Annotated in this window: 12 protein-coding genes and 1 tRNA gene; 6 read left to right on the top strand and 7 right to left on the bottom strand. The window is 61.4% G+C overall.

Annotated elements, in window-relative coordinates; genetic code table 11:
• Positions 1 to 3 precede the first annotated feature (3 nt).
• Together hisN and E2F50_RS04665 are read right to left on the bottom strand one after the other, a co-directional pair.
• On the bottom strand, positions 4 to 780 hold the full coding sequence (gene hisN / locus E2F50_RS04660; RefSeq protein WP_133314857.1) for a histidinol-phosphatase: 777 nt from the start codon (positions 778 to 780) through the stop codon (positions 4 to 6).
• 275 nt (positions 781 to 1,055) lie between these two features.
• Positions 1,056 to 1,943 (bottom strand): N-formylglutamate amidohydrolase, encoded by an 888-nt coding sequence (locus E2F50_RS04665; protein WP_133314858.1) that lies wholly within the window; start codon positions 1,941 to 1,943, stop codon positions 1,056 to 1,058.
• Positions 1,944 to 2,124: 181 nt separating this feature from the next.
• Between E2F50_RS04665 and cpdR1 the strand changes: the two genes are divergently transcribed.
• The 3 genes from cpdR1 (at position 2,125) to E2F50_RS04680 (ending at position 3,220) form a co-directional block, all read left to right on the top strand.
• On the top strand, positions 2,125 to 2,487 hold the full coding sequence (gene cpdR1, locus E2F50_RS04670; protein WP_133314859.1) for a response regulator CpdR1: 363 nt from the start codon (positions 2,125 to 2,127) through the stop codon (positions 2,485 to 2,487).
• 103 nt (positions 2,488 to 2,590) lie between these two features.
• Positions 2,591 to 2,665, top strand: a tRNA-Val gene (locus E2F50_RS04675).
• Between the two features lie 315 nt (positions 2,666 to 2,980).
• Complete coding sequence (locus E2F50_RS04680) at positions 2,981 to 3,220, top strand: hypothetical protein (RefSeq protein ID WP_133314860.1); 240 nt, start codon at positions 2,981 to 2,983, stop codon at positions 3,218 to 3,220.
• 58 nt (positions 3,221 to 3,278) lie between these two features.
• On the opposite strand, the gene E2F50_RS04685 is transcribed toward E2F50_RS04680, so the two are convergent.
• The 4 genes from E2F50_RS04685 to E2F50_RS04700 all read right to left on the bottom strand — a co-directional run bounded on the left by E2F50_RS04685 (position 3,279) and on the right by E2F50_RS04700 (position 7,150).
• Positions 3,279 to 3,452 carry a DUF1328 domain-containing protein gene (locus E2F50_RS04685; RefSeq protein ID WP_133314861.1) on the bottom strand — a complete coding sequence of 58 codons (174 nt, stop codon included), beginning with the start codon at positions 3,450 to 3,452 and terminating at the stop codon, positions 3,279 to 3,281.
• A 59-nt stretch (positions 3,453 to 3,511) separates the two neighbouring features.
• A complete protein-coding gene (locus tag E2F50_RS04690; protein ID WP_133314862.1) occupies positions 3,512 to 4,546 on the bottom strand; it encodes an ABC transporter ATP-binding protein in 1,035 nt (344 codons plus the stop codon).
• Positions 4,543 to 6,111 carry an ABC transporter permease gene (locus tag E2F50_RS04695; RefSeq protein ID WP_133314863.1) on the bottom strand — a complete coding sequence of 523 codons (1,569 nt, stop codon included), beginning with the start codon at positions 6,109 to 6,111 and terminating at the stop codon, positions 4,543 to 4,545. Before E2F50_RS04695 ends, E2F50_RS04690 begins: the two co-directional genes overlap by 4 nt.
• A 79-nt stretch (positions 6,112 to 6,190) precedes the next feature.
• Entirely contained in the window at positions 6,191 to 7,150 is a 960-nt protein-coding gene (locus tag E2F50_RS04700) for an iron ABC transporter substrate-binding protein (RefSeq protein ID WP_245515318.1), read from the bottom strand.
• Positions 7,151 to 7,351: 201 nt separating this feature from the next.
• Here E2F50_RS04700 and E2F50_RS04705 point away from each other — a divergent pair, with 201 nt between their 5' ends.
• Together E2F50_RS04705 and E2F50_RS04710 are read left to right on the top strand one after the other, a co-directional pair.
• Positions 7,352 to 9,421: an ATP-dependent helicase gene (locus tag E2F50_RS04705; RefSeq protein WP_133314865.1), complete on the top strand. Its 2,070-nt coding sequence runs from the start codon at positions 7,352 to 7,354 to the stop codon at positions 9,419 to 9,421.
• Between the two features lie 107 nt (positions 9,422 to 9,528).
• Positions 9,529 to 10,371: a DMT family transporter gene (locus E2F50_RS04710; protein WP_133315243.1), complete on the top strand. Its 843-nt coding sequence runs from the start codon at positions 9,529 to 9,531 to the stop codon at positions 10,369 to 10,371.
• Positions 10,372 to 10,454: 83 nt separating this feature from the next.
• On the opposite strand, the gene E2F50_RS04715 is transcribed toward E2F50_RS04710, so the two are convergent.
• Entirely contained in the window at positions 10,455 to 12,263 is a 1,809-nt protein-coding gene (locus tag E2F50_RS04715; protein ID WP_133314866.1) for an ABC transporter ATP-binding protein/permease, read from the bottom strand.
• Between the two features lie 205 nt (positions 12,264 to 12,468).
• Between E2F50_RS04715 and E2F50_RS04720 the strand changes: the two genes are divergently transcribed.
• A complete protein-coding gene (locus E2F50_RS04720; RefSeq protein ID WP_133314867.1) occupies positions 12,469 to 15,801 on the top strand; it encodes a transglutaminase family protein in 3,333 nt (1,110 codons plus the stop codon).
• The last annotated feature ends 4 nt before the right edge of the window (positions 15,802 to 15,805 follow it).

A 15,805-nucleotide genomic window follows, 5' to 3' on the forward strand; every position in this document is an offset into this window, starting at 1 on the left:
GCACTACCGGCCGGCCAGCAGCGCCATGGCTTCTTCGTGGACAGCCTTCGAGCCCGCCGCGACAATGCTGCCACCGTTTTCCGGCCGGCCGCCGTCCCAGGTGGTAATCACGCCGCCAGCCTGCTCGATGATCGGGATCAGCGCCCCGACGTCATAGGGCTTGAGGCTGTTCTCGACGACAAGGTCTATATGGCCTGCAGCAAGCAGTGCATAGGCGTAGCAATCGCAGCCATAGCGGAACAACCGCACCTTTTCCTCCACCGCCCGGTATCTGACGGCATCTTCGCCGGTAAAGATATGCGGCGAGGTGGTAAATAGAATGGCATTGGCAAGCGCGCCGCAGTCGCGCGTCGCAAGCTGCCGCTCACCGTCCGGACCGGAATACCAGGCGCGCGTACCGTCTGCATAATAGCGTTCGCCGATAAATGGCTGATCCATCAGCCCCATCATTGCACGGCCGTGGGATTGGAAACCGATCAGCGTGCCCCAGACCGGCAGGCCCGAAATAAACGCTCGCGTACCGTCGATCGGATCGATGACCCAGACATGCTCGCGGTCGAGCCCGGTATTGCCATGCTCCTCGCCGAGAATCCCATGCCCGGGAAACTTTGCAACGATCATCGCTCTGATTGCCGTTTCGGCGGCACGGTCACCTTCGGTAACCGGATCGAAGCCTTCTTGTATCTTGTTGACGATCGAAACGCCGGTGCGAAATCGCGGCAGCGTTTCCGCCTTCGCGGCATCGGCGAGAGCATGGAAGAAGGTGCGATCGGGTAACATTTTGAATTCCCATCGTGGCAGAAGAGCTCTTCTATCGCCTCCCGTCGCAGATTGGAATTGTCCGCCAATCTTCAGCTTGGCGAAAAACGCATCATCCCGCCTATAAATGATGCAAATTTAATCACGCGTTAAATGTGCTTGACAATTGTGCATAGTTTCCATAGGTTCTCCCTACAGTCTCTGACTGTAAATACCCTCCTTGGGTGTTTCCTCCCTAGACTCAGCCGCGCCCCGAGCGCGGTTTTTTTTGCCTTGGATTCTGGGAGAGGCTGAGACTATTCAGCGGCAAGTGCGGTGTTGCTGCCGGAAAAATCTGCGACGAAATCCGCCATCTGTCGCATGAAGGTGGAAAGCGCCGCGGCAATCACCGGGAATTCCGGCTTCTTGGCAAGCGTCACCTCGTCGACATAGAGCGCCCGGTTGATCTCGATCTGCAGCGCATGCAGCCCACGTACCGGCCGTCCATAATGTTCGGTGATGAACCCACCTGCATAAGGCTTGTTGCGGACGGCCGAAAAGCCCATCCTGTCGAACATGTGCAGCGCCGCGCGCGAAAGCTCGGCAGAGGCGCTCGTGCCGTAACGGTCGCCGATGATGAAGTCGGGACGCATGTCGGATCCTGATATCCGGATATTGCCGGGCATGGAATGGCAATCGATCAGCACGCAAAGCCCGAACCGCGCATGGGTTCTGGCAATTAATCTGCGCAGGCAGGCGTGGTAAGGTTTATAAATCGTCTCGATCCGGGACAGCGCCTCGTTTACCGGCAACCGCCTGCGATAGATTTCCATGTTTTCCGCGACAATGCGTGGTATGGTGCCGAGCCCGCCCGCGACGCGCATCGAGCCGATATTGGCATAGGACGGCAACGGTCCATCGAACATGCGCGGGTCGAGTTCATAGGGCTCGCGGTTGACGTCGAGATAGGCACGCGGGAAATGCGCCATCAGCATCGGCGCCCCGATTTCCGGCGCATCCGCGAAAATCTCATCGACGTAATGGTCGGCGGAGCGGCGAATGGCGATCGAGTCAAGATTGCTGTCGGCGAGGAAGGCAGTCGGATAGCTGCGGCCGCTATGCGGCGAATTGAACACGAAGGGAATGGTCTGCGTCGGGGGCTCTCTCACCTCGAAATGCTTGATACCGCCTGCGCTGCAATCCATCCTGCTTTTACCATGTCGCCAACTAGTTCGAAGTGGTATGTTGCCAGTTGCCTGACGCCAAGTCCATACTATGTATCCCTCACTGAGGCCGCTTCCACCCCATTAAACGGATATTTACCGTGACTTGGCAGTGTGAATGGCTATACAGACACTTCTAATACACGGATAACGGTCCCCGAAGATGCTCCAGAAAATTCTTCTCGCCGAAGATGATAATGATATGCGCCGCTTCCTCGTGAAAGCATTGGAGAAGGCTGGCTATAAAGTTATTTCCTTCGACAATGGCGCCAGCGCCTATGACCGGCTCCGCGAGGAACCCTTCTCGCTGCTCCTGACCGATATCGTCATGCCGGAAATGGACGGCATCGAACTTGCCCGCCGCGCAACGGAACTCGATCCCGACCTCAAGGTCATGTTCATCACCGGTTTTGCAGCAGTGGCACTTAATGCTGATTCCAAGGCGCCGAAGGATGCAAAGGTGCTTTCCAAGCCCTTCCACCTGCGCGATCTTGTGGACGAAGTGAACAAGCTCCTGGCGGCCTAAGACCGTAAGCACCGGAATGCAGGCTGTTCAAAAAAGCTTCGCATCTGGTGCGAAAAACCTGTTGACGGCCCGACCGCTCTATGGTCTATGCGCCGCCACGGATGGGCGTGTAGCTCAGCGGGAGAGCACTACGTTGACATCGTAGGGGTCACAGGTTCAATCCCTGTCACGCCCACCATCCCTTTTCAAAAAGGCCTTTCGAGACATCGAGAGGCCTTTTTTCATGGCCGTGGTTTGGGAAGACTGGACCTCCGCCAGCCGGTCTGTCAGAAGCCCATCGGGGGCGCGACTGCCGTTAGATCAAGAACGGGGTCGGGCGACAGATTGACGTCACGTCGTTGCCACGAGATCACGTTGGCCGCCCTCACCTCGTTCAAAGTAATGCCGGCCAGAACCAGCACAGCCCTCCCTGTTTGAATTCGTTTACGGCGTTCACAGTCGAATTGGTTACTTTCCTTTTATAAGGTGCAGCGAATAGATCGCGGAGGCTGGCGTGGCGCAGTACAAATATCCGACGCATATAGTGGAAACCAAATCCTGGGCCTTCGATCAGGATTGGAAACCCGGCCAGGTGGTTCGCAATGCCGGCATCTACCGCTGCACAACCTGCGGCGATGAAATCGTAGTGGACAAGGGCGCCGCCATCCCCAAGAGCCACCACGAGCACACGCTTCTCGGCCCCGTTGCCTGGAAGCTCCTGGTCTTTGCCCAGAAGCATCCCTCCGGCGGCTAATGTCTCACGGCTGAGGCTTTGGCGGACAACCTTCAGCTTCGATCAGGCATCGACAGGATCAGAATACGGCGCTGCCGACGGCAAAGGTCAGCACGATGAAGATCAGGAAGAGCACGATGGCGATGAAGAACAGGATCTTCGCGATCGACGCCGTTGCGGCGGAAACACCCGAAAAGCCAAGGAAGCCGGAAATCAGCGAGATGACCAGAAAAATAAGAGCCCATTTCAGCATGGAATTTTACCTTTTACGTTGAATGGCCACTCAACGTCGAAAAAGGTTCCAAGTTCCCATTAAGGGAAAATGTGGGCAGGTCCATCCACGCCAATGGCTACCCGATCTCCGGCGGAACGGATGTCGCGGCTGGGGACGTCTATCCGGAAGGAAAAGGCTTCTGTGCCGCCCAGCGTCAGGCAGACATTGCAGGTAGAGCCACCGAACACTAAGTCGGTGATCACACCATCGCCCTCCCCGCCTTCCACTCGGCGGACGGAAATCTGCTCCGGACGCAGCAGCACGGTAGTCTGTCCGCGAAATTCCAGGTCCTCAACCGCCAGAACTCCGAGCGGCGTTTGCGCCCGCCCCGCCGTGACTACCGCCGGGAGAAGAACCGCCTCCCCCAAAAAGACGGCGGTTGCCGCATCGACCGGTCTTTCATAAACCTCGCGTGGATGGCCAACCTGCACGAAACGGCCGCCACGCATCACCGCCAGCTGATCGGCAAAGGCGAGCGCTTCACCCTGATCATGGGTGACAAGTATGGTGGTAATGCCAGCGGTCGAAAGGACCTCCGTCACCGCCTTGCGGGTTGCTGCCCGCAGCCCCGTATCCAGCGCCGAGAAGGGCTCGTCGAGCAGCATCAGTCGAGGCTTGCGGGCCAGCGCCCGTGCCAGCGCGACACGCTGCTGCTGGCCGCCGGAAAGCTGGTCCGGCTTTCGCGCCAGCATGGCCTGGTCGAGCCCGACCATGTCCAACAGTTCGGACGCCCGCGCCAGCTTCACCGCCCGCTCGGCTTTGAGCCCAAAGCCAATATTGTCAACGACGCTCAGGTGGGGAAACAGGCAGCCGTCCTGGGCGACGATGCCGATATTGCGCAGATGCGCCGGCACCTGGGCATCCGCATCTGCGATCCTGTGTCCATCAAGTAGGATCTCTCCCGCATCCGGCGTCTCGAAACCGGCAATCAGGCGCAGAAGCGTAGTCTTGCCGCAGCCGGAGGGGCCGACAATGGCAGTCCGACTGCCGCTGGTCGCGGTCAGGTGGACGCCGTCGAGCGCGGCCACTGCGCCAAAGTGCTTGTTCAGGAAATTCAATTGGAGAAGCGTCATCGCCCGGCGATCTTTTTCGATTGGTGGTGGAGCAGCCATGTCAGGGGCAGCGAAAACAGCACCATCAGCACGGCATAGGGTGCAGCACCGGCATAGTCGATCTCGCCCGTCAGGGCCCAGAAGGCCATGGCGAGCGTTCTCGTGCCGTTGGGCGCCAGCATCTGCGTGGCCGTCAGTTCGTTCATGATGCCGAGCGAAGCGAGCGCCACTCCGGCCGCAGCCCCCGGTGCTGCAAGCCGCACGGTGGTGGACCATAGCGCATTGGCAGGCGAGCGTCCGAGCGAGGCAGCCGCCTGCTCAAGTTCCATCGGCACCTGCGCAATGCTGGCCCTGAGGCTGACGAGTGCGCGCGGCAGAAACATGATGACATAGGCGAGCACGATGGTGGCGAGCGTCTGGTAAAGCGGCAGCAGAAGCCGCACCGTTATCGTCACCAGCGCCAGGGCGACGACGACGCCGGGCATAGAGCTTGCCAGATAATAGCAGGCTTCAAGGAGACGGCTGGCCCGCGTCGGCCGGCGCACCGAAAGCCAGGCAATCGGCACGGCTGCAGTCGTCGTTGCAAGCCCGCCAACAAGGCAGATCACCAGCGTCTGGCTGAGCGCTAGTCCTATCTCGTCCATTCGCCAGATGCTCGTGCCGCCACCCACCAGCCATCGGCCAAGGGTGAAGGCCGGAATGCCAAGCGAGAAGGCGGAGGTGACAAGCGGCAGCAGCAGGCACGGATATGCCCACCTTCCCAAACGGGCGACCTTGGCCTGGCGAGCGACGCCCGGACCAAGGCGCGCATAACGGCGACGGCCACGTACCGCCGCTTCCAGCCCCAGCAGCACGAAACAGCAGACGACCAGCACCACCGCCAGCATATAGGCGGCGACGCCGTTATAGGTGGACTGGAACTGGTCGATGATCGCCGTCGTAAACGTGTCGAAGCGGATCATGGCATAGAGCCCGTATTCGGCGAGCAGGTGCAGGCCGATCAGCAGGGCCCCGCCGCATAGGGCCAGCCGAAGCTGCGGCAGCACGACACGGCGAAACACCGCAAGGGGCGCCAGGCCTAGCGATGCGGCCTGATCCTCCAGCGCCGGGTCGAGGAGCCGGAATGCGGCCGAGACGGGAAGATAAACGAATGGGAAATAGGCAACCACCGAAATCGCTATGCCGGCGCCGAGCCCGTGGATGCCGGGCCAAAGGCCGACCCAGGCATACGAATGCACGAAGGCCGGCACGGCGAGCGGCGCCACGCAAAGCCAGGACCACAGGCGCGCGCCCGGCAGATCGCTGCGCTCGGTCAACCAGGCAAGCGCAACCGAAAGAAGGGTGCAGATCGGAATGGTGAAGACGACGAGCAGGATCGTGTTGATCATCAGCTCGCCGACGCGCGAGCGGAAGATCAGCTGCTGCGCGGTCTCCCAACCGGTCGCCACTGTCGCCCATAGTACAAAGCCAAGCGGCATGAGGGCGAGCAGGGCCACGGAGACCGCAGTCGTCATTGTCCACGACGATGCAGCCGGCAAGCGGCGGCGCTGCGCAGGCAAGACGCTGGTATCGGCGATGGAACTCATGAGAAACCTGAAAAACCTGAACACGGCAGGTAGCGCCTGCCATGTTCAGGTGCAACTGGAATTATAAGACGCGACAGGGCTACAGTAGGCCCGCAGCCGTCATCATGTCGGTGACCTCAGCATTGTTGAGGGCTGACGGCTCGACCTTCGGCGCCTGCAGTTCCTCGAGCGGAACCAGCGCCTTGTTGGAAGCCTCACCCTTGCCGACCGCATATTCAAAGGATGTGCCGTCGCGCAGCACCGCCTGGCCGCCCTTGCCGGTCAGCCATTTGAGGAAGGCCTGCGCCTGCTCCTTGTGCTTCGAGGAAGCCAGGATGCCGCCGCCCGAAATCGACACGAAGGCACCCGCATCCTGGTTCTTGAAGTAATGCAGCGACACGTTCTTGCTGTTCTCGCCGGTCTTCGCCTGATCGCCGAAGTAATAATAGTGGTAGATCAAGGCGCCTTCGGTCTGGCCCGCATTGACTGCCTTCATGGCGGTGGAATTGCCGCGATAGGCGGTGAAATTGGCCTTCATGCCCTTCAGCCATTCAGCGGTGACCTCCTCGCCCTTCAGCTGCAGGAGCGCGCCGACGATCGCCTGGAAATCGGCGCCCGAAGGAGACGCGGCCCAGCGGTCCTTCCATTCCGGCTTGGCAAGATCGAGCATGGACTTCGGCAGCTTGTCGCCTGACAGCTTGGTCTTGTCATAGGCAAAGACCGTGGAGCGCGCCGCGACGCCGATCCAATGACCGTTGGCCGGTCGAAACTGCTCCGGCACCTGCTCAAGCGTTTCCTTTGCCACCGGCTCGAACAGGGCCTTGCCATCCACCAGTGCCATGGCCGGAGAGTTTTCCGTCAAAAACACGTCGGCCGGCGAATTGGCGCCTTCCTGGACGATCTGGTTGGCGAATTCGAGGTCCGAGCCGTTGCGGATCGTCACGACGATACCGGTCTCCTCGGTAAAGGCTTCCGCCCATTCCTTGGTCAGCCCCTCGTGCTGCGCATTGTAGATGGTGATGCTGTCGGCCACCTGCGCTGCGGCCGGCGTGGAGACCACGAGAGCCGAAAGGCTTGCGGCGGCAGCGGTACCGATCAGGCCGAATAGGATGTTCAAGAGCGCCTCCCACATGAAGATTGAATGCGACGGTCTTATCGAAAGGGGAGAAGCCCGGTCAAGTTCAGGTCAATCGCAACTACGTGAAGACATGCGCGAGCCGACGAATCAGCTATGGCTAAATCGAACACATCGGGAACGGCCATGACTGTTGCTTATCTGGAAAAACTCAACGACGCCCAGCGGCGGGCCGTCGAACACGGTTCCGAAGTCGCCGATGGTGGCGCGGCCGGGCCGCTTCTGGTGATCGCCGGCGCCGGTTCCGGCAAGACCAATACGCTTGCCCATCGCGTTGCGCATCTGATCATGTCGGGCGCCGACCCGCGCCGCATCCTGCTGATGACCTTTTCGCGCCGTGCCGCCTCGGAAATGGGCCGGCGCGTCGAGCGTATCTGCAAGCAGGTCCTGGGCGCAAAGGCCGGCATCATGACGGATGCCCTGGCCTGGGCCGGTACCTTCCACGGCATCGGGGCGCGGCTCTTGCGCATCTATGCCCATCAGATCGGACTCGACCCGGATTTCACCATCCACGACCGAGAGGATTCCGCCGACCTGATGAACCTGGTGCGCCACGAGCTTGGCTTCTCCAAGATGGAAAGCCGGTTTCCGACCAAGGGCACTTGTCTCGCCATCTATTCCCGCGCCGTTAATTCCGAGACCCCGCTCGACGAAGTGCTGAAGCAGAGCTTTCCCTGGTGCCAAGCCTGGGACAAGCAGCTGCGCGAGCTTTTTGCCTCCTATGTCGAGGCCAAGCAGGCCCAGAACGTCCTCGATTACGACGACCTGCTGCTCTACTGGGCGCAGATGATGGCGGAGCCCCTGATCGCCGAGGATGTCGGTGGGCGGTTCGATCATGTCATGGTCGACGAATATCAGGACACCAATCGCCTCCAGTCCTCGATTCTGATGGCGATGAAGCCGGGCGGCCAAGGCCTCACCGTCGTTGGCGATGACGCGCAGTCGATCTATTCCTTCCGGGCCGCGACGATCCGCAATATTCTTGATTTCCCGAACGCATTCGACCCGCCCGCCCATATCGTCACGCTGGACCGAAACTACCGTTCGACCACTGCCATTCTTTCTGCCGCCAACGGCGTCATCGAGCTTGCCCGGGAGCGTTTCACCAAAAACCTGTGGACGGAACGCGAGTCGCAGGAGCGGCCGCGCCTCGTCACCGTCAAGGACGAGAACGAACAGGCGAATTACATCGTCGAGAAGATCCTCGAGAACCGTGAAACCGGCATGACCTTGAAAAACCAGGCCGTGCTGTTTCGCGCCTCGCATCATTCCGGCCCGCTCGAAGTGGAACTGACGCGCCGCAACATTCCCTTCGTCAAGTTCGGCGGCCTGAAATTCCTCGACAGCGCCCATGTGAAGGACATGCTGGCCGCCCTACGGTTTGCCCAGAATCCCCGCGATCGGGTCGCCGGCTTCCGGCTGATGCAGCTCGTCCCCGGCATTGGCCCTCAAACGGCGGGCAAGATCCTCGATGCGATCGCTGGCGATCCGGAACCTCTGGCTGCCCTGGAGGAAATCCCGGCACCGCCCCGCTCGGGCGCCGACTGGCCGGCCCTCGTGGAAATGCTGGCTGCCGTCCGCAAAAAGGAAGGCTGGCCTTCGGAGATCGGCCTTGCGCGACAATGGTACGAGCCGCATCTGGAGCGGATCCACGAGGATGCAGAGACCCGGAAAGCCGACCTCCTGCAACTCGAGCAGATCGCTTCCGGTTATTCCTCGCGGGAGCGCTTTCTGACCGAGCTGACGCTCGATCCACCGGATGCGACGAGCGACCAGGCAGGCGTGCCGCTGCTAGACGAGGACTACCTCATCCTCTCGACTATCCACTCGTCCAAGGGACAGGAATGGCGTTCGGTCTTCCTGCTGAACTGCGTCGACGGCTGCATCCCCTCGGATCTCGGCGTCGGCTCGACCGCCGAGATCGAGGAGGAGCGCCGGCTTCTCTATGTCGCCATGACGCGGGCCAAGGACCACCTGCACCTCATCACCCCGCAGCGTTTCTTCGTGCACGGCCAGGCGTCGCAGGGCGACCGGCACGTTTATGCGTCTCGCTCCCGCTTCATCCCGGCGACATTGCTGCAGTTCTTCGAGACCTGCGCCTGGCCGGTCGTTGCGCCGATGTCGGATGCGGAACGCCAGCACCGCCAGCAAGTCCGCATCGACGTTACTGCGCGAATGCGGGGCATGTGGCGATAAGGCATTTCCATTCGCCGCCCGAAACCTCTAAGGCAATGCCGCCGGTTCTGCGTCAGGAGGAAACGTCCTTGGAAAACACTCAATCGACCATGAAGGCTGCGGCCTGGATGATGGCGTCGATCGCACTGCTTCTGCTGATGGCCGTTTCGGGCCGCATCACCACTCGCGAAATAGATGTCTTCCAGGTCATGGAAATGCGTTCGGTGATCGCCTTTTTCATGCTGCTGCCGCTGGTCTTTCGCGAAGGCGGCTTTGGCGCCATGCGAACCGGCATCCTGCCGATCCATATCGGCCGCAACGTCGCCCACTATGTAGGCCAGTTTACTTGGCTGATGGGCCTGACGCTGATCCCGCTGGCGCAGGTGATCGCCATCGAATTCACCGCGCCGATTTGGGCGGCACTGATGGCGGCAACCTTTCTCGGCGAAAGACTGACTTGGCGCAAGGGCGCCGCCATCTCCTTTGGCCTCCTCGGTGTGCTGCTGATCCTGAAGCCGGGGGCTGCGCCGCTCAATCCCGGCCATCTGATCGTGCTGGGTGCCGCCTTCTTCTTCGCCATATCCTTCATCATGACGAAGTTTCTGACACGGTCGGACAGCGCCACGAAGATCATCTTCTGGATGCTGATCATCCAGTCGATCCTCGGCCTCATCCCAGCCCTAAGGGTCTGGGCCTGGCCCTCTGCGGGCATCTGGCCATGGATCTTCGTGATCGCCTTCACCGGCACGTTCGCGCATTTCTGCATGGCAAAGGCCTTGTCCCATGCGGATGCCACGGTCGCCATGCCGATGGATTATCTTCGCGTGCCGCTGTCGGCGCTGATCGGCTATTTCCTTTACGCCGAGGGCGTCGATACCCTGATGGCGATCGGCGCGGCGCTGATCCTGGCCGGCAACCTCTTCAACCTGCGCCGACCGAATGCCAACCGCATCGAGACGACACCGACCTAGGAAGGCTTACTGGCTGGCGCTAGACATGATGCCGAAGAGATGACCCCCCCGGGGCATGAGCGGCGGCGAGTGTTTTGCCCTATTCATACCTTTTCCGGCAAAGGGTGATCTTGTGGTTCAGCCGACGCCGTATGCTCGCCATTGGCATGCAGCGGCGACAGGTGGAAGATCTTCGGCGAAAACCTGTTCAGGAATTCCTCGGAGCGGCCGATATAAACCAGCGCCGAGCCTTCGAGGCCCGACAGGACGTCGAGCAGCCGCTCGCGGCTTTCTTGCTCGATCCCTTCCAGCACATCGTCCATGATCAGCCAGTCCGGATGGCGTAGCACGGCATTGGCAATCGCCAGTGCCGCCTTCTCGTCCTTGTCCAGCAACCTGTCCCACCGCTCGACGTCGTCCAGCCGGGGCACAAGCCGCTCCAGCCCGACCTTTTCCAGAGCCTCGGAAAGAGCTGCATCGGTAATACCTGGAAGACCGGCCGGATAGGTCATCACTTCGCGCAAGGTTGCCGTCGGCAGGTAGCCCTCCTGCGGCATCATGATCATTGTACCGGCGACTGGGAGATTGACCTTGCCCCGGCCCCAGGGCCAGATGCCGGCCAGAGCCTGGAAAAAAAGATGCCTGTCGGCGCCCGGATCGCCATTGATCATCACCCGCTCAGCAGGTTTGATGGCGCACGTTCCTTCGACGATCCGCACGCCTCGTCCTGCCTTGCCGCGCTCCGGCTCGGCGAACACGGTAAGCCCGGCCAGGCTGATGCCCTCGCCGACGGCCGCGTCGCCGCGGACAATGACTTCACCTTCCTGTCTCGGCGTATCCATGGCAAGGAGCGCGTTGCGAAAGAAGGAAACGCGGGCGAGCGTCGCCCGCCAGTCGGCGATGACGCTGAAATTGGCGACATACCAGCGCAGCGCCTGGTTGACCTGATTGAAGGCGCCGACCGCCATCATCAGACCGCCAAACGAAAGCTGGCCGGAAAAATACATGGGCGATGCGATGATGATCGGTGCGACCAGGGCCAGCCAGCCGAAACCGGAGGAGACCCAGGTGAGGTTGGTAAGTGCCCAGGCCAGTTTGCGCAGCATGCCGAGCACGCCGTCGATGGCTCCCTGAACACGGGCCAGCTCGTTCGGTTCGCCGCGTGCCAGCGTGATCGGCTTGATGTTCTCGTTAGCCCGGACCAGCGCGGCACGAAGGTCGGCTTCGCGGGCATAGCGGTCCGCATTGAGCCGCGGCAGCCGGCTGCCCACGACATTGCTGATGACCGAACCGAGTACCGCATAAAGCACAGTCGCCCAGACCATATATCCGGGAATGAAGACCATGCGTCCGGCAAGGGGAAAGACGAAATCCGACGAGATCGCCCAGAGCACGCCGATGAAGCTGGCCAGCAGGATCGTGGAATTGACGAGCCCGATCGCCAGGTTCGTCGTATTTTCCGCCAGGATCCGGGTGTCCTCGTGCAGCCGCTGGTCCGGATTGGCGGCAATTGCGCCGGCGCTGGTCAGCTTCAGTGCCCGACCGTGCGAAAGCCAGACATCCGCCAGATCTCGCGCCAAGCCTTCGCGCATGCGCAGCGCAGCGATCTGGTTCAGCCACATCTGGACAACGTTGAGTGCAGTCAGCGACAGGGCGAGAACGGCGAAAACCACCAGCTGGTCGAGAAATTCCGCCATGTCGCGCCGCTCAAGTGCGTCGTAGAAAGGCCCATTCCACTCGTTCAGCCGATATTGCGCATAGGTCGTCGCGAAGATGATCGTCAGGAGCGCAACCGTCAGCAACAGGACCTTGGTGCGCACCCGCGAGCCCCAGAAGGCGCCGGCCATCATGCGCAGCTGGCTCCACAGCGAAAGCTCGTAGGCCTGCGGCATGGCATCCGGAGTGTCATTCATTCTGCGCGGTCTCCCGTGGCTCGACGTCGAGCTCATTTTGATGCCGAAGCCTTAACATGGGCTCGCCGCTTGTACAGCAAGCAGGCGACAAGCTTGGATGCCGCCTTGCATTATTCTCGTGCATTGCACAAAATCCTTGCAACGATCACGGATCGCCCGGTGTTAGCATCGGCAGAATCAGCGAAAGCGCAGCCAAAGGGGCAGTATGTCGATCAAGGCGAGCATCTATCACCTCACCCATTACAAATATGATCGCCCGGTAAAGCTTGGGCCACAGATCATCCGCCTGAAGCCCGCCGCCCATTCCCGCACCAAGGTCCTCAGCCATTCGCTGAAGGTCACCCCCTCCACCCATTTCGTGAACCTGCAGCAGGATCCCTACGGTAACTATCTGGCCCGCTATGTGTTTCCCGAGCCTGTTACTGAACTGAAGATCGAGGTCGACCTCGTCGCCGACATGACAGTCTACAATCCCTTCGACTTCTTTGTTGAAGAGGAGGCCATGAAATGGCCGTTCAAGTATCCGGCCGACCTGGTCGAGGATCTGTCGATCTACATGACGCCGGAGCCGCCCGAACCGGCGCTCGTGGAATATCTCAAGACCTTCGACATGTCGCCTAACCAGCCGACCGTCGACATGGTGGTCGGCATCAATGCCAGGCTACAGCAGGCGATCGGCTATGTGATCCGCATGGAGCCGGGTGTCCAGACGCCGGAGCAGACACTGACCTCGGCGATGGGCTCCTGCCGCGATTCGAGCTGGCTGCTGGTACAGATTTTACGGCATCTCGGTTTCGCCGCCCGTTTCGTGTCCGGCTATCTCATTCAGCTGACGCCGGATCTGAAGGCGCTGGACGGTCCTTCCGGCACCGAAGTGGACTTCACCGATCTGCATGCCTGGGCGGAAGTCTATCTGCCCGGCGCCGGCTGGATCGGCCTCGACCCGACCTCGGGTCTTCTGACCGGCGAAAGCCATATCCCGCTCGCCGCCACGCCGCATTACCGCAATGCCGCGCCGATTTCCGGCGGCTATTTCGGCGAAGCCCAGACCTCCTTCGACTTCGCCATGACAGTCAGCCGAGTCGCCGAACATCCGCGCATCACCAAGCCTTTCTCCGATGAAAGCTGGGACGCGCTGAACGATCTGGGCGAGCAGGTGGACCGCGTTCTCCAGGCCCAGGATGTGCGCCTGACCATGGGCGGCGAACCGACCTTCGTATCCATCGACGATTTCGAGTCCGGCGAATGGAATACCGATGCCGTCGGCCCGACCAAGCGGGAAAAGGCCGATATCTTGATCCGCAAGCTGCGCGAGCGTTTCGCGCCGGGCGGCTTCCTGCACTACGGCCAGGGCAAATGGTATCCGGGCGAAAGTCTGCCGCGCTGGACCTTTTCGCTCTATTGGCGCAAGGACGGCAAACCGATCTGGATTAACCCGGATCTGATCGCCGCCGAAGGCAAGGATACCAAGGTCACGACCAAGGAGGCCGAAGCGCTGATCTCCGGTATCGCCTCCGAGCTTGAGATCGAAAGCGACATGGTCATCCCGGCCTTCGAGGATCCGGCCGAATGGATTATCAAGGAAGGCAGCCTTCCCGAAAATGTCGACCCGTCCAATTCCAAACTGGAAAGCCCTGAGGAACGGGCCCGCATCGCCAAGGTCTTCGAGCGCGGTCTGACGGTGCCGACCGGCTATATCCTTCCAGTCCAGGCCTGGAATGCCAAGGCCGACGGACGGCGCTGGGTGAGCGAGCGCTGGCGGACCCGGCGCGGCAAAATCTTCCTCATCCCCGGCGACAGCCCGGTCGGCTTCCGCATGCCGCTCGGCACGCTGCCCTATGTGCCGCCGTCGCAATATCCCTACATCCACGAGGCCGACCCCTCGATCCCGCGCCAGCCGCTGCCCGATTACAGCGCTCCGGCTCGCGCCATGGCGCAGGCATCCCGCACGGCGAGTGAACCGCAGCAGGACCGAAACGAGCAGAACATCACCGGCTCGGCCGGCGACATCCGCGGCGCCGTGCGCACGGCGATGAGCGTGGAGCCGCGCGACGGCCGGCTCTGCGTCTTCATGCCTCCCGTCGAGCGGATCGAGGACTATCTCGACCTGATCGCCGCCGCCGAAAGGGCTGCCCAGCAGCTCGGCCTGCCGATCCATATTGAAGGCTACACGCCGCCTCAGGACGAGCGCATCAATGTCATGCGCGTTGCGCCGGATCCCGGCGTCATCGAGGTCAACGTCCACCCGGCCTCCAATTGGGCCGAATGCGTCGAGATCACCACCGCTGTGTACGAAGAGGCCCGGCAGACACGGCTTGGTGCCGACAAGTTCATGATCGACGGCCGCCATACCGGCACCGGCGGCGGCAATCATGTAGTGGTCGGCGGCGACAATCCCAACAACAGCCCGTTCCTGCGCCGTCCCGACCTCCTGAAAAGCCTGATCATGCACTGGCAGCGGCATCCGTCGCTGTCCTACCTGTTTTCCGGCATGTTCATCGGCCCGACCAGCCAGGCGCCACGTGTTGACGAGGCCCGCCACGACACGCTGTACGAGCTGGAAATCGCCATGGCGCAGGTGCCGATGCCCGGGCAAGGCGAAGCGCCGCTGCCTTGGCTGGTCGACCGCCTGTTCCGCAACCTGCTGACCGACGTATCCGGCAATACCCATCGCTCGGAAATCTGCATCGACAAGCTGTTTTCGCCGGACGGCCCGACCGGACGTCTCGGCTTGGTTGAGTTCCGCGGCTTCGAAATGCCGCCGAATGCGCGGATGTCGCTTGCCCAGCAATTGCTGGTACGGGCCCTGATCGCCCGGTTCTGGCGTAACCCCGCCCAGGGCAGGTTCGTCCGCTGGGGTACGGCCCTTGCCGACCGCTTCATGCTCTCGCATTATGTCTGGGCGGACTTTCTCGACGTGCTCCAGGATTTGCGTGAAAACGGCTTCGATTTCCGTCCGGAATGGTTTGCGGCACAGCTCGAATTCCGCTTCCCCTTCTGTGGCGAGGTCGAATACGAGGGCGCCAGGCTCGAACTCCGCCAGGCACTCGAACCTTGGCACGTGATGGGCGAGGAAGGTGCCCCAGGCGGCACTGTGCGTTACGTCGACAGTTCGGTCGAGCGCATGCAGGTGCGTCTCGAAACGGCCAATCCGTCGCGTTACACGGTTGCCTGCAACGGCCGTGCGGTCCCGCTGAGACAGACAGGCACAGCCGGTGTTTCGGTTGCCGGCGTGCGGTTCAAGGCATGGCAGCCGGCCTCGGGCCTGCACCCGACACTGCCGCTTAATACGCCGCTTACATTCGACATCTATGATATATGGTCAGGCCGCTCGATCGGCGGCTGCATCTACCATGTTGCCCATCCCGGCGGGCGTAGTTATGAGACCTTCCCGGTCAATGGCAATGAGGCGGAGGCGCGGCGCCTTGCCCGCTTTGAACCCTGGGGGCATACAGCGGGCCGATATGCTTTGCTTGCCGAAACGCCCTCGCCCGAATTTCCGCTGACGCTCGATCTGCGTCGGCCGCACGGAGTGTAAAGTC

Origin of the sequence: Rhizobium deserti, from assembly GCF_004358025.1 — a bacterium.
Taxonomy (GTDB): domain Bacteria; phylum Pseudomonadota; class Alphaproteobacteria; order Rhizobiales; family Rhizobiaceae; genus Neorhizobium; species Neorhizobium deserti.